Genomic DNA, 16,423 nt, shown 5'->3' with positions numbered 1-16,423 from the left:
GGTGTTAAAAAAATCAATAGCGTGATAATGATCACAAATAAGGCGGGTAAAAAATAGACGTTGGAATCATTTTGTTTACATAATTTATGGGCTACAAAATTCAACTAATTTCATAGCCCACAAACAGTTACTTAGCCTGTGTATTCGAAAAGCTCACACACTGATTTGAACAATTGTTCTGTTGAAACTGGCATTGTTGGGGTAATAAAGATGGTGTCATCACCTGCAACGACCCCCAGAATGCCTTCTGATTTGCCTAGTGAATCAAGTAGGCGAGCAATCAATTGTGCAGCACCTGGACCAGTATGGATAACGACTAACGCAGCGTTGTGGTCAATATCCAGTACAAGTTCACGTAAAGAGCTGCTTACCGTAGGAACTCCAAGCTCTGCTGGCAGACAGTAAACCATCTCCATTTTTGCGTTACGTGTACGTACCGCACCAAATTTGGTCAGCATACGGGAGACTTTAGATTGGTTGATGCTTTCGAAACCTTGTTGTTTTAATGCATCAACGATCTCACCCTGTGAGCCAAAGCTTTCTTCTTTTAATAAGGCTTTAAAAGCGCGAACTAAGTTATCTTGTTTTTCTGAATTGCGCATAGTCGTTATGATTCTCTTATTACAGGTCAGCAATTTTGCATATTCTCGCATAGATATTCATGCAGTGCCAAAAACTCACGGCATTATGTTAATTCCATCACTGTAAACCCTAAACAGGATAGGGTTCTTTAAGTATGAAATCGTTGACCTATTTATTGCATTGAATTTCTTGTCATTTCAACAGAATAAACCAATAATCAGACCTTTGTTTGTAGCACGATAACAGCGAGTTGCGCGAGGTCGCAAAGCTGGCGTTAATTGATTGTAATCAAGTTGTGATTCCGATAGCTTTATTTCAGTTGGTTACAAAATACCCTACGAATACGTTTATAAGAGAAATACTCTCAAGGAGAACTACATGAAAGTAGCCGTTATTGGTGCCGCTGGCGGCATCGGTCAAGCTCTGGCCCTTCTACTTAAGAACCGTCTTCCTGCAGGTTCAGATTTAGCCCTATATGATATTGCTCCAGTAACTCCTGGTGTGGCTGCAGATCTTAGCCATATCCCGACACCAGTATCTATTAAAGGTTACGCTGGTGAAGATCCAACGCCTGCACTAGAAGGTGCTGACGTGGTTCTTATCTCAGCTGGTGTCGCACGTAAGCCTGGTATGGATCGTGCTGATCTATTTAATGTAAATGCTGGTATTGTTAAGTCACTAGCAGAAAAGATTGCAGTAGTATGTCCAACGGCATGCGTGGGTATTATCACTAACCCAGTGAACACCACAGTGCCAATCGCCGCGGAAGTATTAAAGAAAGCCGGTGTGTACGATAAGCGCAAACTGTTTGGTGTTACAACGCTAGACGTTATCCGCTCAGAAACCTTCGTGGCTGAACTAAAAGATAAAGATCCAGGTGACGTTCGCGTTCCTGTTATCGGTGGCCACTCTGGTGTGACTATTCTTCCTCTTCTATCTCAAGTAGAAGGTGTTGAGTTCACCGCTGAAGAAGTAGAAGCGCTAACGAAACGTATCCAAAATGCGGGTACAGAAGTTGTTGAAGCAAAAGCGGGTGGCGGTAGCGCGACTCTGTCTATGGGTCAAGCAGCATGTCGCTTCGGTCTTGCTCTAGTACGAGCACTTCAAGGTGAAGAAGGCGTAGTAGAATGTGCATACGTGGAAGGTGGCAGTGAACATGCGACTTACTTTGCACAACCAGTTAAACTGGGTAAAGACGGCGTAGAAGAAGTACTAAGCTATGGCGCACTAAGTGACTACGAGAAGTCAGCACTTGATGGTATGTTGGAAACGCTAAATGGCGATATCAACATTGGTGTTGAATTCGCTAAATAAGCGTCTCTACAAAGAGAAAGCTATATAAAGAAGAAAGCCGATCTTAGATCGGCTTTTTTGATCCTTTCATTTTATCTCGCGTAACAGAGTCTGAATCAAACAACTTTGTGAGGGAGAAGATGATGGAAGCCAATCGAATCCGTAAAGGTATGGTGGTGGAATGCCAACAAGGCGTCGGAACAATCTTAGTGGTTGATCAAGAGGCGGAGACAGTGCTTCTTGCCAAACAAGGTTCGGAAGAGCAGTTGGCGGTCAGTTTCGACGAAATTGAAGATAACCCACAGCTTCACGATAGCTGCGATAGATACTATTAGATGGTAGCGGTGAGAAGAATTTGAGGTACACAAAAAGGAAGAGCCATGCTCTTCCTTTTTATTATGGGTCTATTTTGTGCCGTTAACTAGTGCGGTTCACTGACATATGAGCCAATGTAATAAGCGCTTGCTTGTACTCTGACTCTGGCAAGATTGCGAGTTCTGCAATCGCTTTGTCTGCTTCTTCTAGTGCTTTCTGCGTTGTGTACTCAAGTGAGCCGGCTACTTTCATTACAGCAAGAATGTCATCCAAGTGATCCATTCCGTTGGCTTTTTCGATAGCCTCACGGATCATCTGCGCATTCTCTGGGGTGGTATTGCGCATGGCATGAAGTAGAGGAAGCGTTGGTTTGCCTTCAGCTAAATCATCACCAACATTTTTACCCATATCCTCACCGTCAGACGTATAATCCATCACGTCATCGATCAGTTGGAATGCTGTACCCAAATATTTACCGTAGTTTTGGAAAGCGACTTCTACTTCTTCAGGAGCATCGTTAAGAATCGCACCGATTTGGGTTGCAGACTCAAACAAACGTGCGGTCTTAGAGTAGATGACCTGCATGTAGCTTTCTTCTGTCGTATCAGGATCATTGCAGTTCATTAACTGCTGAACCTCACCCTCTGCGATTACATTAACTGCGTCACTCATTAGTTTAAGGATCTTCATTGATCCTAGCTCAGTCATCATTTGGAATGAGCGAGTATAAATAAAGTCCCCAACTAACACGCTAGCGGCATTACCAAACGCAGCGTTTGCTGTCGCTTTACCACGGCGCATGTCTGATTCGTCTACCACATCATCGTGCAACAGTGTTGCTGTGTGGATGAACTCGATAAACGCCGCTGCCATTGTATGGCCGTTACCTTGGTAACCAAGAGCACGTGCTGACAATATCGCCAGAAGTGGCCTTAAGCGTTTGCCTCCACCACTCACGATATAGAAACCGAGCTGGTTGATTAAAGAGACATCAGAATTTAGTTGGGCTTGAATTGTTTCATTCACTTTTGCCATGTCATCGGCAGTAAGCGCTTGGATAGTTTTAAAATCCATCGTATATCCGGCTGAAGTTAGACCCTGCAAGGCTTATTCGATTTATATAATTGTCGAATAATACACTAAAAAACGTTGATTAATACATTACTAAAGGGCATGATTGCCGCACTTTTCTTTGGCGATTAGCTTTTCGCCAATTTTTTCAAAATATGGCTTGTCATAGGGGCATCTCTTCTGTAGAATCTGCGCCCTATTGATGATTAGTTTAGCGCACACCCTCATGAAAAGGCTGTGCGGAAAAAGCGGAGTAAAATATGTACGCTGTTTTCCAATCTGGTGGTAAACAACACCGTGTAAGCGAAGGTCAAACTCTTCGTTTAGAGAAATTAGACGTTGAAACTGGTGCAACTGTTGAATTTGATACAGTTCTTCTTGTTGCTAACGGCGAAGACATCAAAGTTGGCGCTCCTCTTGTAGAGGGCGGCAAAGTTGTTGCTGAAGTTGTACAACACGGTCGTGGCGATAAAGTTAAAATCGTTAAGTTCCGTCGTCGTAAGCACTCTCGTAAGCAACAGGGTCATCGTCAGTGGTTCACTGAAGTGAAGATCACTGGTATCAACGCTTAATCTATTAGGAGAGTTTAACAATGGCACACAAAAAAGCTGGTGGTTCTACTCGTAACGGCCGCGATTCAGAAAGCAAACGCCTTGGTGTTAAGCGTTTCGGTGGTGAGTCTGTTCTTGCAGGTAACATCATCGTACGTCAACGTGGTACTAAGTTCCACGCTGGTAACAACGTAGGTATCGGTAAAGACCACACTCTATTCGCTCTTACTGAAGGTAAAGTGAAGTTCGAGGTTAAAGGTCCTAAAAACCGTAAGTTTGTAAGCATCGAAGCTGAGTAATTTACCTTTTAGGTTAATTATTTAAGCTTTAAAGCTGAATTCAAAAGCCCTGCCGATTCGGCGGGGTTTTTTATTTGTAGCAGTCGACATATTCAAGTTTCTCGTTTTTACCTTGTTGGTAGGTTCAGGGTGCTTAGATCTGTCATCTGCTAAAATTGTTTGATGATAAGTCAGATTAAATCCACGCACGAAGTAGTCGGAGTAAAAGATGAAGTTCGTAGATGAAGCGGTAGTAAAAGTTCAGGCTGGTGACGGCGGTAGCGGCGTTGTAAGTTTCTGGCGTGAAAAATTCATCACTAAAGGCGGCCCTGATGGCGGCGATGGTGGTGATGGCGGTGATGTATACATCCAAGCCGATGAAAACCTAAATACCCTGATCGATTACCGTTTCCAACGCTTTTACGAAGCAGAACGCGGTGAAAATGGTCGTGGTGGTAACTGTACGGGTAAACGTGGTAAAGACATCACAATGCGTGTTCCTGTAGGTACGCGCGCAGTTGATATCCACACTAATGAAATCGTTGCAGAAGTTGCTGAACACGGCAAGAAAGTGATGGTCGCGAAAGGCGGCTGGCACGGTCTTGGTAACACGCGTTTTAAATCTTCAGTAAACCGCGCTCCTCGTCAGAGAACGCTAGGTACTAAAGGTGAAATTCGTGAAATCCGTCTAGAGCTATTGCTATTGGCTGATGTTGGTATGCTTGGTCTACCTAACGCAGGTAAATCAACCTTTATCCGCGCAGTATCAGCAGCAAAACCAAAAGTAGCAGATTACCCATTTACTACGCTAATCCCAAGCTTGGGTGTAGTGAGTGTCGTACCTGAGAAAAGCTTTGTAGTTGCTGATATTCCTGGTCTAATTGAAGGCGCAGCTGACGGTGCTGGTCTAGGTATTCGCTTCCTTAAGCACCTAGAGCGTTGTCGCGTATTACTGCACATGATTGATATCATGCCGATTGATCAGTCAGACCCAATTCAAAATGCCCTAACCATCATTGATGAGCTAGAGCAGTACAGTGAAAAACTTGCTGGTAAACCTCGTTGGTTAGTCTTCAACAAGACTGATCTTATGCCGGAAGAAGAAGCGAATGAAAAGATCCAAGAGATCTTGGATGCGCTTGGTTGGGAAGATGAGTTCTTTAAGATCTCTGCAATCAACCGTAACGGCACTAAAGAGCTTTGCTACAAGCTAGCTGACTTTATGGAAAACCTACCTCGTGAAGAGGAAGAAGTTGCTGAAGAAGATAAAGTGAACTTCATGTGGGATGATTACCATAAAGATGCCATCGCTGGTAAAGACGTGATCACTGAAGAAGATGACGACGATTGGGATGACTGGGACGATGAAGAAGACGACGGTCACGTTGTTTACGTCCGTGACTAATCGCTAGTTATTTCATTAAGCCGCAATGTATATTGCGGCTTTTTTTGTATCTAAATCATGTTTAGACGATGTGTTTTACGGCACAATAATAAAATATACCCAAGTGACTTCAAGATGTAGGATTCAGAGCGGGGTCAATGACACCCTCCCAAGGGTGAGGTTACTTGGGTATAAATGGACTTAGGAAGTATTTATGACATCGGAAGCTATGCCGCCTGAAGAAGCTATGGCGGCGTCCAATCAAAGAGCCATTTCTCGGCTCGTGGCTCAAGCCGGGCAAATGTTATTAGCCCACGGTGCAGAAAGTACGCTGGTGAGCGATATCATGCAGCGCATTGGGTTTGCGAGTGGCGTTAGCGATGTTGCTGTTGCACTGTCTGCCAATGCCTTGGTGGTCACAACGGTGATGGACGATCATTGCATTACTACCACAAGAAGCTGTGCCGATCGTGGAATTAACATGCGTGTCATTACGCAAATACAGCGTATCTGTATCATGATGGAGCGCGGTTTACTCGATGTGAAAATGGCACAGAAGAAACTCAATACCATCAGCCCAGAGCGCTATAACCGCTGGTTAGTCGTGTTTATGATAGGTCTTTCTTGTGCTGCCTTTAGTCATCTAGCTGGAGGAGATTGGGGAGTCTTCGGCATGACGTTCCTCGCTTCTGCTGGTGGTATGATCGTCAGACAAGAGATTGGGCATCGACATTTTAATCCTCTACTTAATTTCGCCGCCACAGCATTCGTCACAACGCTGATTTCCGCTCAAGCCGTGATCTTTGAAATTGGTAATTTACCTACGGTAGCAATGGCATCTTCGGTCCTGATGTTAGTACCGGGCTTCCCTCTGATTAACTCCGTTGCAGACATGCTTAAAGGCCACATCAATATGGGCATCGCGAGATTTACCATGGCAAGTCTACTGACATTAGCAACTTCACTTGGCATCGTAGCAGCGATGGAAGTCACCGGTATTTGGGGGTGGATGAGCTAATGAGTGTATTTGAACTCGCACTTGGCCTGCTGAATGATATGTTTTTTGCGGCGATTCCTGCAGTGGGTTTTGCCATGGTGTTTAACGTGCCACAGCGCGCTTTAGTTTATTGTGCCGTAGGTGGTGCGATTGGTCATGGCAGTCGCTATTTGATGATGCACTTTGGCTTGCCGATTGAGTGGGCGAGCTTTTTTGCTGCGACCCTTGTTGGCTTAATCGGCGTACATTGGTCGCATCGTTTTCTTGCTCATCCCAAAGTTTTTACTGTTGCAGCTTTGATCCCAATGGTGCCCGGTGTATTTGCCTTTAAAGCCATGATTGCCATGGTGGAGATAAACCACTTGGGTTATTCGCCAGAGTTAATTGCGACATGTATGGAGAACTTTCTTAAGGCGATGTTTATTATTGCAGGCTTAGCGGTTGGCTTGGCGGTTCCGGGGCTGTTATTCTATCGCCGCAGACCCATAGTATAAGGACCCAATATGATCATCAGCATGATTGCCGCGATGGCAGACAACCGTATCATCGGTAAAGACAACCAGATGCCTTGGCATCTTCCGGCAGACTTTGCATGGTTTAAGCGTTGTACAATGGGTAAGCCTGTTGTGATGGGACGTAAAACTTATGAATCAATCGGACGTCCTTTACCTGGCCGTTTGAATATTGTCATCAGCCGTGATACTTCACTTTCCATTGAAGGTGTCACGACCGTTACGTCGATTGAGCAGGCGCTTGAGGTTGCTGGTGACAGTGAAGAAGTGATGATCATTGGTGGTGGCGCAATTTACGCTGCATGCTTGGCAATAGCAAATAAGCTATATGTCACTCATATTGAAGCTGAAATCGAGGGTGATACTCAGTTCCCAGATTGGGGGAATGAGTTTAAAGAAACATACTCTGAAGCGTATCAAGCGGATGAAAAAAATGCGTATAACATGCGTTTCACCGTTCTAGAAAAGTAACCAGCTAGAATAAGAGAAGCACCGTCAATACGGTGCTTTTTGTTTTCTAGTCCGCTAATTCGAATTGTTAACTGAGTGCTTCTTGGGTGAAAACTTGCTTATCTTCCCAGCGAATCATAGTTAATGAGCCACCCCAAACACAGCCCGTATCAAGGCCAATAATGCTCTCTTCAATGTAGCCTTGCAGTGCTGCCCAGTGACCAAATAAGACCGCTTTTTCTAAAGGCACACGTTGTGGCAGTTTAAACCAAGGAACAAGCTCATCTTCTGAAACTTCTTGTGGTGGAAGTTTACAGTCCATATCCAAGCGGCCATCGGGAAAGCAAAAGCGCATACGGGTAAATGCATTGATGGTATAGCGATAGCGATCTAAGCCTGATAGAGATTCCTCCCAAAGATCAGGTTGGTTGCTGTACATATTTTCCAGTAACCAATGCAGTTGCTCACTCTGAATTATCGCCTCGACCTCACGTGCACATGCTCGAGCCGTCTGTAGATCCCATAAAGGTGAGATGCCCGCATGACACATCACGAACTCATCGTGTTCCGCCATGAGTGGTTGCTGTGCTAACCAAGTGAGTAGAGCATCTTTATCTGGTGCGGAAAAGATAGGTGCGGTTTTATCTTTGTCCTTCACCTTCTTTAAGCCTTTAGAAACCGCCATTAGGTGCAGATCGTGATTGCCGAGGACAACTTTAGCGCTGTCGCCAAGGGATTTAACAAAGCGCAGTGTTTCTAATGACTTCGGCCCTCTTGCCACCAGGTCACCAGCAAGCCAAAGTTGATCGTGTTGAGTTGAGAAATTAACGTGTTCTAGTAGCTGTTGCAGTTCATCGAAACAGCCTTGAATGTCACCAACGATGTAGGTAGCCACTGACTCTCCTGATTAATTAAGGACATTGGGAACAGCAAGTCGGAAAGGGTCTATTTCGGTGAGAAACTCTTGTCCCTTCTCATCCAACATCATGTAGTGTCCTTGCATGACACCTACTGGAGTTTCTAATGCAGTACCGCTACTGTAGGTGTATTCATCATTGCTAGGAATAAAGGGCTGTTGTCCGACAACACCTTCGCCTTCTACCGTCATTTGTTTGCCATTTGAATCCGTAATTAACCAGCGACGACTGAGTAATTGTACGGTTTGTTGGCTGAGGTTTTTGATGGTGATGACGTAGGCGAAAATAAAACGTTGCAGTTCTGGGTTGGACTGTTCTTCAATGTATTTGGTGTGAACTTGAATCTTGATGCAAGGTTGAATGACGTCCATGTGCACTCCTCGAAAAACGGATTATCTCAATAATAATAAGCCAAACCGCGAAGGGTTTGGCTCATCGTTTGAGTTATTGGTGCTGCGGGTTATCCGCAAGCCAGTTCGCCATGGCGACAAACTGTTGTAGCGTTAGGTTTTCTGGACGCATACTTGGGTTTACGCCCAACTCTTCCAATACTTCTGTACTCAATAGCGACTTGTAGCAGTTACGAACGGTCTTACGACGCTGGTTAAAGCCTTCGCGACATACGCGCTCCAACAAACGCAAATCTTTCGCAGGGTGCGGAAGGACTTCGTAAGGCACTAAGCGTACGACTGCTGAATCAACTTTCGGTGGCGGTACAAACGCTGTTGGTGGTACTTCTAGAACAGGTACAACTTTACAGTAGTACTGAGCCATTACCGTTAGGCGGCCGTAAGCCTTGCTGCCTGGGCCTGCGGCTAAACGGTTTACCACTTCTTTTTGAAGCATAAAGTGCATGTCTTGAATGTCTTTATGGAATTCAAATAGGTGGAACATCAATGGTGTCGAGATGTTGTATGGCAAGTTACCGAAGATACGTAGCTTGTTGTTTGGCTTCACTAACTGCGTGAAGTCAAAGCGCATAGCATCGCCTTCATGAATAGTCAGTTTGTCAGCTAATTCTGGATGGTTGCGTAGACGTTCTGCTAGATCTCGGTCGAGTTCAATAACCGTGAACTTGTCGACTTCGCGACCCACAGGTTCTGTAATTGCACCAAGGCCTGGACCGATCTCAACAAGGTTCTGGCCAGGTCTTGGGTTAATTGATGATACGATACCGTCAATAATGTATGGATCGTTCAGGAAGTTTTGACCAAAACGTTTACGCGCTTTGTGTCCTAAATGGACATCATTTCTCATTGTTTCTTCTCTACCAATTCTATCGCATGCGTGAGCGCTGTTCGGAAGCTCCCTGTATCCGCTTGACCTGTCCCTGCCAGTTCTAATGCAGTACCGTGATCCACCGAGGTTCTTATAAATGGTAGACCAAGTGTAATGTTTACTGAACGACCAAAGCCTTTGTATTTTAATACAGGCAACACTTGATCGTGGTACATACCTAAAACAGCATCAGCATCGTTTAAATACTTTTCATTGAAAATGGTATCTGCCGGCAAAGGGCCAATCAGATTGATTCCTTTTTCTTGTCGAATCTTTTCCAATGTCGGAGTGATGGTTTCGATCTCTTCGCGACCTAAACAGCCATCTTCTCCCGCATGTGGATTTAGCCCGCAAACATAGATGTTTGGTTGCGAGATGGCAAATTTTTCTACAAGATCTTTATGAAGAATATCGATGATTTTTTCTAATCGCTCTTCCGTAACGGCTTTTGATACGTAAGCCAGAGGAATATGCGTGGTGACGAGTGCCACTCGCAGTCCTTCAGTCGCTAACATCATCACGACCAATGGTGTATTGGACTTTTCAGCAAAGAATTCAGTGTGACCACTGAATGCAACACCTGAGCGATTTATCACCCCCTTATGTACAGGGCCGGTGACAATAGCATCAAATTCATCATTCATACAGCCCAAAGCGGCTCTTTCTAACGTTTTTAATACGTAGTGGCCGTTGGCTTCATTAAGTTGACCTGCAACCGCGGTTTCAGCGATTTCAATGTGGTCTACGATTAATGTGCCAGCTTGTTGCGCTTTTGGTGCTTCTTCTGGATTGTAATCAAACAGTTGAACGTCTATGCCGAGCTGTTTAGCTCTTTCTGCTAAGACATTCTTGTCTGCACAAACGACGATTTGGTGCGCCCAGTCTTCCTTTGATAAGGCCAGCACCAAATCAGGGCCGATCCCCGCAGGTTCCCCTGCGGTTACGACGATTCTTCGAATCGAATTAGTTGCCATCATTGTTATCCACGATTTCAACAAACGCGCTTGCTCGTAGTTCTTGCATCCATGCGCCTGCTTCTTCGTTAAACTTACGGTTGAAAAGAATGCGGTAGGCTTTGTTTTTCATTGCTGAGTCAGTGCGGTCAACTTGACGACGGTCTAAAACTTCAACAATGTGCCAGCCGTGTACAGTTTTGAATGGTTCACTGATTGAGCCTACAGGCAATGTTTCAACTTGGTGTTTAAATTCTGGTACGTATAGGTCTGGTGTTTGGTAGCCCAGTTCACCGTCTTGTGCTGCAGAACCTGGATCTTGGCTGTATTGTGTTGCCAATTGAGCAAAGGTTGCTTCACCCGCTTTAATGCGACGAATGAATTCATTTAGCTGCTTCTTCGCACCATCATCGCTTAGGATAACGGTCGGTTTGATCAGAATATGTCGAGCATTGACTTCTGTGACCGCGACTGTTTCTAGGCCTTTTACATCTTCTACTTTTAGGATGTGGAAGCCAATACCGCTGCGGAATGGACCAATGATGCTGCCTTTGTTTTGCATTTTGATTTGGTCTGCGAAGATAGTTGGCATTTCTTCTTTACGCATCCAACCCCAATCACCACCTTGCAAGGCTTTTGGACCTTTTGAGTAGGTGTAGGCCATTTGCGAGAAATCCGCACCATCTTTCAATTTTTTCACTAATGCATTCGCTTCTGCTTCGACTTCTGACTTGTCTTTATCGTCAGAGAAACGCAATTGGATATGACCGATTTTGTATTGAACGGTTGCATTGGTTTCTGTTGCAAGTTGTTCTGCTAGGCTATCGACTTCCGCTGGGAGAATGTTGATACGACGACGTACAAGCGCATTACGAGCTTCAGACGCGGCGATCTCTTTACGAATTTGTTCGCGGAATTCAGAGTAGCTTAACCCTTCAGCTTGGACAGAGGCGGCAAGTTGCTCAACGCTTTGGTTGTTGTTACGAGCGATTTCTGCAATCGCTTGATTCAAGCGGTTGTCATCAATTCGTACGCCGATACGTTCAGCCTCTTGACCTTGAAGCGTATCAATGATCAGTTTCTCAACCACTTGGTCTTTCAACACGCTTGCTGAAGGTAAGCTCTTACCGCTCTGACGAGCATTAGCTTGAAGTGTTTTCATTGCAGTGTTGATGTCGCTTTGTAAAATCACACCGTCGTTGACGATAACAGCAACCTGATCAAGCTCTACAGGTGCAGCATTAACACCTAAAGAGAATAGGGTTGTGAAGATGATTGATTTCCAAATTTTCATTTAAAATTCCGTCAGTATTATAGAGTTGAGCGTCTTACTAGTAGTTAAGACGCTCAATTCGATTAATTGTTCAAATAGAATGGACGACCGTATTTGATCGCGTTGTCCGAACCATCAAGTTCTTTTTCTGCGGTAATCGCACGTTGATTGGTGGCAAAGCCTTGAATACCGAAGTTAACGCTGATGTTGTTTTCGTATTCTGGAGAAGCACCGTCGCTTCCGATTGCTTTGTCATCCCAGCCCAATAATTGGTTTGAGTAAGTTAGACCGAAGTACCAACAGTCTGATTGGTAGCGGAGGCTGGCAAGCCATTCCATATCGATGTTTTCGTTTAAGTCGTAGTAGTACTGGCCGCTTGCCGACCAACTCGGGTTGAATTCATACGCGGCTACGATACCTGCTTGTGAAATACCTTTACGAGTGATTGTGTCGAGGTTTTCGAGAATGATCGTATCTTCAATGTATTCACGAGTAACGTAACGGTAGTTACCTTGAATGAAGCCACCGTTAAATTGGTATTCCAGAGTGCTGTTCGCCAACTGCATCGAGCTCAGGTCGATGTCATACTGGATACCACCGTGATAGAACAAGTAATCGTTGTAGTTGAAATCAGTTTCAACCGCCCATGATGAGTAGTTTGAGGTCTCATCCGGTAGGCTCGGATTATTGCTGATCTTGGTTTTCTTATCGAAGTAGTAGATCTGACCAAACGAAACGTTAAGACGTTCTTTGTAATCATCATCAAAGAAACGCGTACTTGCACCGTAGCTTAACTGGTTTGCTGACGCGATTTTATCGATACCACTGTATTTACGACTGCGGAATAGACCGTAGTAGTCAGTTTGCAGTAACGTCGTATCGTAGTTGTAGATGTTAGTTTGGTCTTCATCTGGTACATACAAATACTGAAGCTGTGGTTCCAATGTTTGTGTGTAGCCTTCTATCCAGCTGGTATCACGCTCCAAGTACATCTGAGCATGTGTGCGGAATTCTGGAATAACACGCGATACGGTCTCATCGAGTTGATTTCTTAGATCGGTGTCTGTTAAGCCACTCAGATCTTGGGAGTAGTAGGTCGATAATACGCGAGCTTCTGTGGTCCATGTCGCCCAAGAGTTTGATAGAGGAATCGTGAGGCCTGGCTCTACGTGCACACGAGTCGCGTCAGGCTTCGCTGTATCGTCAGTGTCAAAACGGCTGATCTGGCTCTTCACGTCAAAGTTGACGTAGTTACCCAAAAGTGGGGTGTAGTAGTTCAAGTCCAGCTGCGGCAATAGACGGTACGGTTGGTTTTCTTCTTTCAAAAGTATCTGGAAATCTCGGACAGACAAAGAGGCGTCCCAGAAGTCTGAACGGTACTGTACTTCGCCTTCTTGAAGCAATTGGCCGTCTTCTCGGTTACCAATGTCAGAATCCAGGTCACGGAAGTAGTCGATGTCACTCACTTTTGAGTAATCAACACTGACTACCCACTGTTTGTTGATGATGCCATCGTGTTTGAATTGGTAACCCCAACGAGATTCGTCCTCGTAGCGTTTGTCGCTGCTCATGTACTCGCCTTTGATTTCACCTTCACCCCAACCTTCGGTTAGGTAACGGAAATCAGAGTCAAGCTTGGTGCCACGTTTCTGCATGTAGAGCGGAGTAAGTGTCATGTCGTATTGCGGCGCGATATTCCAGTAGAAAGGAAGTTCAACTTCCATACCGTCGCTAGAGCCGTATGACATGGATGGGAATAGGAAGCCCGTTTTACGCGTGTCACCAATTGGCATCGTCATGTACGGCACGTAGAAAACAGGGACGTCCATGATCTCAAAACGTGGGTGATGTAACGTTGCCGTCTCTTCATCTTGATCAACATCGATGCCCGAAGCCACTAAGCGCCAAGAGTTGTCACCTTGAGGACAAGAGGTAATCGAACCATCTTCAAGTTCATACACTGACTGACCAGTACGGGCGATGTACGCAGCGGTGCCGCGACCTTGTTGGCACAAGAACTGGTAGTTGGTGTTTTCAAGCGAAAACGTATCTTGATTGATGTCGTTGGTAACACGATCTGAACGAGCTTTAACCTGACCGTCATTGAAGGTTACATTGCCTTCTGCCACGACCACGTTATCTTGTTGATGAAGCGTTACGCTATCGGCGGTGATTTTCTTTGGACCTTGCGTAACTTCTACGTTGCCAGAGTACTGAGCCTTATCGCCATTGATGGCTTGTAGACTATCAGCTTGAACAACCACTGGGGAATTAAGCGCGTCCTCCTCACCACTTGTCTCGACCAAACATTGATCTGTGGTGGGCATTTCCTGCACACTATCATGGATATTCGCTTCAGCTTGAGTGGTGGGTACAAACAAGGCGGTGCTGATAGAGGCCGCTAAACATGTGCGGGAGAAATGTTGCATTGAATTGAACTTTCCTGTGTCACTACTACTCGATGGCTATAGGGCTTGTTGTACCCTCGCTATATAGCCAAATGAATCAACTATAGTTTGCAATTATCCCAGAGCATGGATTCGCTGTGGCATAATGCCAATATAAAATAGCTGCAAAGATAAGCAGGCGAAATAGCCTGACCGTAATAAAACTAATTCCATTATCATAAAGGAAATCGTTGCGTCCGGCACTATAAGACCGCCGTCGTCGATAAAAATTCATTGATAGAGAACACATAATGCATATTTTTGGCAAAATCTTGGGTGCCTTTTTTGGCTTGTTACTCGGTGGCCCATTCGGTTTATTGTTTGGTCTATTTATCGGTCATCAATTCGATAAAGCACGTCGTTTAAGCCAAGCGGGTTTTTCGACGGGGGGCTTTGGTAAAGGTCCTAGCCAGGCACAACGTCAGGAAGAATTTTTTAAAGCTGCATTCGCAGTTATGGGACATGTGGCTAAAGCCAAAGGTCAAGTCACCAAAGAAGAGATTCAACTAGCGTCTGCGATGATGGACCGTATGAGTTTACATGGCGAGCAACGTCGTGCGGCACAAGAAGCGTTCCGTGATGGTAAAGAGAGTGATTTTCCGCTTGAAGATGTATTGGTTCGCGTGAAAATCTCTTCAGCAGGGCGTTTTGATTTATTGCAATTTTTCTTGGAGCTTCAGATCTCTGCTGCGTTTGCTGATGGCTCGATTCATCCGAGTGAACGTAATGTCCTGCATAAAATTGCCCGCGGTTTAGGTTTCTCTTCAGAGCAATTAGAGCGTCGCCTGCACATGCAAGAAGCCGCGTTTCGTTTTCAAAGCCAAGGTGGTTTCCATGGCCAGCAGCAGGGGCAATACCAATCAGCTGGTTGGCAACAAGCTTCACAAGCGGATCAGTTGGCTGATGCCTACAAGATTTTGGATGTTAACTCAGATGCGGACAGTAAAACGGTGAAGCGTGCTTACCGTAAGTTGATGAATGAGCATCACCCAGATAAGTTGATGGCGAAGGGCTTACCACCTGAGATGATGAACGTCGCAAAAGAAAAATCGCAAGAAATTCAAAATGCTTACGATCTGATAAAGAAAGTGAAAGGTTTTAAGTAGTCGGACGTTTTCTATCAAGCTTCAAAAACAAAAAGGGCACTCAGTGCCCTTTTCTCGTTCTTATACTCAGCGTTTGGTTTACTGGTGTCCTTTTGCTTTTCGGTTATGGGAAGGCCAAAGCGTATTAGCCTATCAGTAACTTCTTTAGTTAGCTTGATTTAAGGTCCAATCGTATTCGTATTTCACTTTGCCAGAGAAGTTTTTGTATTGCGGTGCGTACTTTGCAATGTGTTTGAAGATTTGTTTTTCTCCACCAAAGTCCGTTGCAAACCAATCATAAATAGAAGACAGCTGTGCCGTGTTACCTTGGATAGATACGCCTTTGCTGCTGTTGATAAATGTTTTAGCGGCACTATCCAGTAGAGCTTGCGTGTTGTCAGCAGTGAATGCTTGAGGCTGCAGGTTAGGGCATCCTAAGCTGGCACAGTTAACCGCGTAATGGGTTCTTGGGTCATTCCAAATCGGGCGCAAAATACGATGCTCAATATCGTTTAAAGTCAGATCCTTCCCATTGACCACGACCACATCATCCCCCCAAGGACCAAAGCTAAATAGCCCACCAAGTTTGGTAATCGACTCGACAGGATAGTTATCTAGGATTAAGTCGACAGTGATGGCGTTGTAAAGGTTTACCCAGTAGGCGTATTGCTCCGCTTGGTTGTACTGTAGAGGGTCGAGTTTTGCGAGCCTTTGGATGTACTGCTTTAACTTCGCTTTGTCGGAGGTCGTGACTTTGCTATAGCGAAACAAAGTATTCTCACCTTGCTTAACTAAATAACTATCAAGCAGTTGTTGCCACTCTTGATGAGAAATCTTGGTTTGGCTAGCTTGATTCGATTGTTTCCAATACGGCCACAAATCCGATTTAGGTGCGGAAAATGTTGAGAAAGAAACCAGAGCACACAATAGCAATAACAGACGCTTCATAGAGAGACCTTTGGGTTAAACCTTGTTGATAGTGTAGACCTGTCTACGATGGGATTTCTTTCTTGAGGCAATGAAAATAAAAGAAAAAA

Annotated in this window: 18 protein-coding genes; 9 read left to right on the top strand and 9 right to left on the bottom strand. The window is 44.9% G+C overall.

What is annotated here, in order from left to right; genetic code table 11:
* Window positions 1-131: 131 nt before the first annotated feature.
* Window positions 132-602, bottom strand: a complete 471-nt coding sequence (gene argR, locus C1S73_RS08915) for a transcriptional regulator ArgR (RefSeq protein ID WP_005430583.1) — start codon at window positions 600-602, stop codon at window positions 132-134.
* Between the two features lie 358 nt (window positions 603-960).
* Between argR and mdh the strand changes: the two genes are divergently transcribed.
* Together mdh and C1S73_RS08905 are read left to right on the top strand one after the other, a co-directional pair.
* Complete coding sequence (gene mdh / locus C1S73_RS08910) at window positions 961-1,896, top strand: malate dehydrogenase (RefSeq protein ID WP_038866113.1); 936 nt, start codon at window positions 961-963, stop codon at window positions 1,894-1,896.
* Window positions 1,897-2,018: 122 nt separating this feature from the next.
* Window positions 2,019-2,210, top strand: coding sequence for a hypothetical protein (locus C1S73_RS08905; RefSeq protein WP_038866116.1), 192 nt, complete (start codon window positions 2,019-2,021; stop codon window positions 2,208-2,210).
* 82 nt (window positions 2,211-2,292) lie between these two features.
* On the opposite strand, the gene ispB is transcribed toward C1S73_RS08905, so the two are convergent.
* Entirely contained in the window at window positions 2,293-3,264 is a 972-nt protein-coding gene (gene ispB, locus C1S73_RS08900) for an octaprenyl diphosphate synthase (RefSeq protein WP_038866118.1), read from the bottom strand.
* A gap of 257 nt (window positions 3,265-3,521) precedes the next feature.
* Here ispB and rplU point away from each other — a divergent pair, with 257 nt between their 5' ends.
* From rplU to folA, 6 genes are all read left to right on the top strand, one after another.
* Window positions 3,522-3,833 (top strand): 50S ribosomal protein L21, encoded by a 312-nt coding sequence (rplU, locus tag C1S73_RS08895; protein ID WP_038866119.1) that lies wholly within the window; start codon window positions 3,522-3,524, stop codon window positions 3,831-3,833.
* Between the two features lie 20 nt (window positions 3,834-3,853).
* Window positions 3,854-4,111: a 50S ribosomal protein L27 gene (gene rpmA, locus C1S73_RS08890; protein WP_005383095.1), complete on the top strand. Its 258-nt coding sequence runs from the start codon at window positions 3,854-3,856 to the stop codon at window positions 4,109-4,111.
* Between the two features lie 208 nt (window positions 4,112-4,319).
* Window positions 4,320-5,495, top strand: coding sequence for an Obg family GTPase CgtA (gene cgtA, locus C1S73_RS08885; protein ID WP_038866120.1), 1,176 nt, complete (start codon window positions 4,320-4,322; stop codon window positions 5,493-5,495).
* Window positions 5,496-5,688: 193 nt separating this feature from the next.
* Complete coding sequence (locus tag C1S73_RS08880; RefSeq protein WP_042599784.1) at window positions 5,689-6,492, top strand: threonine/serine exporter family protein; 804 nt, start codon at window positions 5,689-5,691, stop codon at window positions 6,490-6,492.
* On the top strand, window positions 6,492-6,965 hold the full coding sequence (locus tag C1S73_RS08875) for a threonine/serine exporter family protein (RefSeq protein ID WP_038866121.1): 474 nt from the start codon (window positions 6,492-6,494) through the stop codon (window positions 6,963-6,965). Before C1S73_RS08880 ends, C1S73_RS08875 begins: the two co-directional genes overlap by 1 nt.
* 9 nt (window positions 6,966-6,974) lie before the next feature.
* Complete coding sequence (folA, locus tag C1S73_RS08870) at window positions 6,975-7,454, top strand: type 3 dihydrofolate reductase (RefSeq protein WP_038866123.1); 480 nt, start codon at window positions 6,975-6,977, stop codon at window positions 7,452-7,454.
* Between the two features lie 67 nt (window positions 7,455-7,521).
* On the opposite strand, the gene apaH is transcribed toward folA, so the two are convergent.
* From apaH to lptD, 6 genes are all read right to left on the bottom strand, one after another.
* Window positions 7,522-8,328: a bis(5'-nucleosyl)-tetraphosphatase (symmetrical) ApaH gene (gene apaH, locus C1S73_RS08865; RefSeq protein WP_038866125.1), complete on the bottom strand. Its 807-nt coding sequence runs from the start codon at window positions 8,326-8,328 to the stop codon at window positions 7,522-7,524.
* 12 nt (window positions 8,329-8,340) lie between these two features.
* Window positions 8,341-8,721 carry a Co2+/Mg2+ efflux protein ApaG gene (apaG, locus tag C1S73_RS08860; protein WP_038866126.1) on the bottom strand — a complete coding sequence of 127 codons (381 nt, stop codon included), beginning with the start codon at window positions 8,719-8,721 and terminating at the stop codon, window positions 8,341-8,343.
* 73 nt (window positions 8,722-8,794) lie between these two features.
* A complete protein-coding gene (gene rsmA / locus C1S73_RS08855) occupies window positions 8,795-9,607 on the bottom strand; it encodes a 16S rRNA (adenine(1518)-N(6)/adenine(1519)-N(6))-dimethyltransferase RsmA (RefSeq protein WP_038866127.1) in 813 nt (270 codons plus the stop codon).
* Complete coding sequence (gene pdxA, locus C1S73_RS08850) at window positions 9,604-10,602, bottom strand: 4-hydroxythreonine-4-phosphate dehydrogenase PdxA (protein ID WP_038866128.1); 999 nt, start codon at window positions 10,600-10,602, stop codon at window positions 9,604-9,606. The genes rsmA and pdxA overlap by 4 nt, the downstream gene beginning before the upstream one ends.
* Window positions 10,592-11,875: a peptidylprolyl isomerase SurA gene (gene surA / locus C1S73_RS08845; protein ID WP_038866129.1), complete on the bottom strand. Its 1,284-nt coding sequence runs from the start codon at window positions 11,873-11,875 to the stop codon at window positions 10,592-10,594. The genes pdxA and surA overlap by 11 nt, the downstream gene beginning before the upstream one ends.
* Window positions 11,876-11,937: 62 nt before the next feature.
* Complete coding sequence (lptD, locus tag C1S73_RS08840; RefSeq protein WP_038866130.1) at window positions 11,938-14,283, bottom strand: LPS assembly protein LptD; 2,346 nt, start codon at window positions 14,281-14,283, stop codon at window positions 11,938-11,940.
* A gap of 269 nt (window positions 14,284-14,552) precedes the next feature.
* Here lptD and djlA point away from each other — a divergent pair, with 269 nt between their 5' ends.
* The gene (djlA, locus tag C1S73_RS08835; RefSeq protein WP_038866131.1) at window positions 14,553-15,407 is read left to right on the top strand and encodes a co-chaperone DjlA; all 855 of its coding nucleotides are present in this window, start codon (window positions 14,553-14,555) and stop codon (window positions 15,405-15,407) included.
* Between the two features lie 144 nt (window positions 15,408-15,551).
* Here djlA and C1S73_RS08830 read toward each other — a convergent pair whose 3' ends face one another.
* On the bottom strand, window positions 15,552-16,334 hold the full coding sequence (locus C1S73_RS08830) for a DUF547 domain-containing protein (RefSeq protein ID WP_038866132.1): 783 nt from the start codon (window positions 16,332-16,334) through the stop codon (window positions 15,552-15,554).
* Between the last annotated feature and the right edge of the window lie 89 nt (window positions 16,335-16,423).

Source organism: Vibrio jasicida 090810c (genome assembly GCF_002887615.1).
GTDB lineage: Bacteria > Pseudomonadota > Gammaproteobacteria > Enterobacterales > Vibrionaceae > Vibrio > Vibrio jasicida.
Note: the sequence above shows the minus strand (reverse complement) of the source record. Positions and strands in the feature narration are given on the sequence as shown.